Here is a 2,841-nt window from a genome sequence, read left to right as displayed (position 1 = left end):
GCTGGGCTGCGACGTCGTCATCGACCGCCGCACCGACGACATCGTCGCCGCCGTGAAGGAGGCGACCGGCGGACGCGGCGCGGACGTGGTCTACGACCCGGTGGGCGGCGACGCGTACGCCAAGTCCGCCAAGTGCGTGGCCTTCGAGGGCCGCATCGTCGTCGTGGGCTTTGCCAGCGGCGACATTCCGGCCCCCGCCCTCAACCACGCCCTGGTCAAGAACTACTCGATCATGGGCCTGCACTGGGGCCTGTACGCCACCAAGGACCCGGGCGCCATCGGCCGCTGCCACCGGACGCTCACCGACTACGCGGCCAAGGGTCTGATCAAACCGCTCATCAGCGACCGGGTCGCCTTCAAGGACGCCGCCGGGGCCGTGCAGCGCGTCGCCGACGGCACCACCACCGGCCGCCTGGTCGTCGTTCCGGACGGAGCGGGCCGATGACGGACGCAGCCGAACTGACCGACCGCACCAGCAAGCTGCTGGCCGCGCACCCGCCGGCCACCACCGACCGCGCCGACTTCCTGAGGGCACGCTTCGACGCGGGCCTCGCCTGGGTCCACTTCCCCGAGGGCCTCGGCGGCCTCGGCGCCCCCCGCTCCCTTCAGGCCGTCGTGGACGCCGAACTGGCCGCCGCCGGAGCGCCCGACAACGACCCGCGCCGAATCGGCATCGGACTCGGCATGGCCGCGCCCACGATCCTCAAGTACGGCTCCCAGGAGGTGAAGGAGCGCTTCCTGCGCCCCCTGTGGACCGGTGAGGAGGTCTGGTGCCAGCTGTTCAGCGAACCCGGGGCCGGCTCCGACCTGGCGGCGCTCGGCACCCGCGCCGTACGCGACGGGGACTCGGGGGACTGGATCGTCGACGGCCAGAAGGTGTGGACCTCCAGCGCGCACGTCGCACGCTGGGCGATCCTCATCGCCCGCACCGACCCCGACCTGCCCAAGCACCGGGGCATCACCTACTTCGTCTGCGACATGACCGACCCCGGTGTGGAGGTCCGGCCGCTGCGCCAGATCACCGGCGAGGCGGAGTTCAACGAGGTCTTCCTGACCGGCGTGCGCATCCCCGACGCGCACCGGCTCGGCGAGGTCGGCGAGGGCTGGAAGGTGGCGCAGACCACGCTGAACAACGAACGCGTCGCCATCGGCGGCATGCGGCTGCCCCGCGAGGGCGGCATGATCGGCCCCATCGCCAGGACCTGGCGCGAGCGCCCCGAGCTGCGCACCCACGACCTGCACCAGCGGCTCCTCACACTGTGGGTCGAGGCCGAGGTCTCCCGGCTCGCGGGGGAGCGGCTGCGCCAGCAGCTCGTCGCCGGCCAGCCGGGCCCCGAGGGCAGCGCGATGAAGCTCGCGTTCGCCCGCCTCAACCAGGCGATCAGCGGCCTGGAGGTCGAACTGCGCGGCGAGGAAGGGCTGCTGTACGACGACTGGACGATGCGCCGGCCCGAGCTCGTCGACTTCACCGGACGTGATGCCGGCTACCGCTATCTGCGGTCCAAGGGCAACTCGATCGAGGGCGGCACCACCGAGGTGCTGCTGAACATCGTCGCCGAACGCGTCCTCGGGCTTCCCTCCGAGCCGCGCAACGACAAGGACGTCGCCTGGAAGGACCTCGCGCGATGACTGATCTGCTCTACTCGGAGACCGAGGACGACCTGCGCGCCGCCGTGCGGTCCCTCGTCGCCGCCCGCGGCGACACGGCGGCACTCGCGGCCCGCGCCGAGGCCGGCTCACCCTACGACCCGCGGCTGTGGAGTTCGCTCGCCGCCGAGATGGGCGCCGCCGGGCTGCTCGTCCCCGAGAAGCTCGGTGGCCAGGGCGCGTCCCACCGGGAGGCCGCGGTCGTCCTGGAGGAGCTGGGGCGCGGCGTCGTCGCCGCGCCGTACCTCACCAGCTCGGTCGTCGCGACGCAGGCGCTGCTGTCGCTCGACACGGAGACGGAGGCCGTGGCCGCGCTGCTCGCGGAACTGGCGGAGGGCCGGCGCACGGCCGTCGTGGCCGTGCCGCTGTCCACGGCGCCGGACGGTCCGCTGCCCGACGGCGCCGGGCGTATCACGGGTGTCGCCGACGCGGCGACGGCCGATGTACTGCTGGTGCTCAGGGCCGACGGGCTGTACGCGGTAGAGGCGGCGCAGGCCGTCGTCGAACCGCTGACCCCGCTCGACCTCACGCGTCCCCTCGCGGCCGTCACCGCTGGGGAAGGCGGCACGCGACTGGCGGACGCCGCGGCGGGCTCCGCTGCCGTGCGCCGTGGCCTGCTCGCCGGGGCAGGCCTGCTCGCCTCCGAGCAGCTCGGTCTCGCGGAGTGGTGCCTGGAGGAGACCGTCCGGCACACCGGCGAACGGCACCAGTTCAACCGTCCCGTCGGCTCGTTCCAGGCGCTCAAACACCGCATGGCGCAGCTGTGGCTCGAGGTCGTCTCCGCGCGGGCGGCCGCTCGTGCCGCCGCCGACGCCTTGGCCACCGGTAGTCCGGAGGCGGCGCTGTCGGTGGCCGTCGCCCAGGCGTACTGCTCACGGGTCGCGGTCCACGCGGCCGAGGAGTGCGTGCAGTTGCACGGAGGCATCGGCATGACCTGGGAACACCCCGCCCACTTGTACCTCAAGCGCGCCAAGGCCGACGAGATCGCGCTCGGCACGCCCGGACGGCACAAGGAGGCACTGGCGGCCCTCGTCGATCTTCAGGCTCCGTAGACGCGGCCTGTAATACCCCCTGTTCCGTCGCGCCCTTACATGCTGTTTAATGCGAGACGTTTGCAATAACAGCTGATCTTCAACAGGGGTGGACGTTCATGACGGGCCGATCGATACGGGCTGCCGCCGCCATGGCCGTGGC

Annotated in this window: 3 protein-coding genes; all 3 read left to right on the top strand. The window is 72.4% G+C overall.

From position 1 onward, the window contains the following. The coding region (locus ACWGH4_RS33730; RefSeq protein WP_453467564.1) for a zinc-binding dehydrogenase at positions 1-445 on the top strand (445 nt) is incomplete at its 5' end. Beyond that, entirely contained in the window at positions 442-1,629 is a 1,188-nt protein-coding gene (locus ACWGH4_RS33725) for an acyl-CoA dehydrogenase family protein (RefSeq protein ID WP_453467562.1), read from the top strand. The genes ACWGH4_RS33730 and ACWGH4_RS33725, both read left to right, overlap by 4 nt. Then, complete coding sequence (locus ACWGH4_RS33720) at positions 1,626-2,699, top strand: acyl-CoA dehydrogenase family protein (RefSeq protein ID WP_453467560.1); 1,074 nt, start codon at positions 1,626-1,628, stop codon at positions 2,697-2,699. The genes ACWGH4_RS33725 and ACWGH4_RS33720 overlap by 4 nt, the downstream gene beginning before the upstream one ends. Positions 2,700-2,841 lie beyond the last annotated feature (142 nt).

Source organism: Streptomyces sp. NPDC054847, from assembly GCF_053610925.1.
This window is presented reverse-complemented; position numbering and strand designations above follow the sequence as displayed.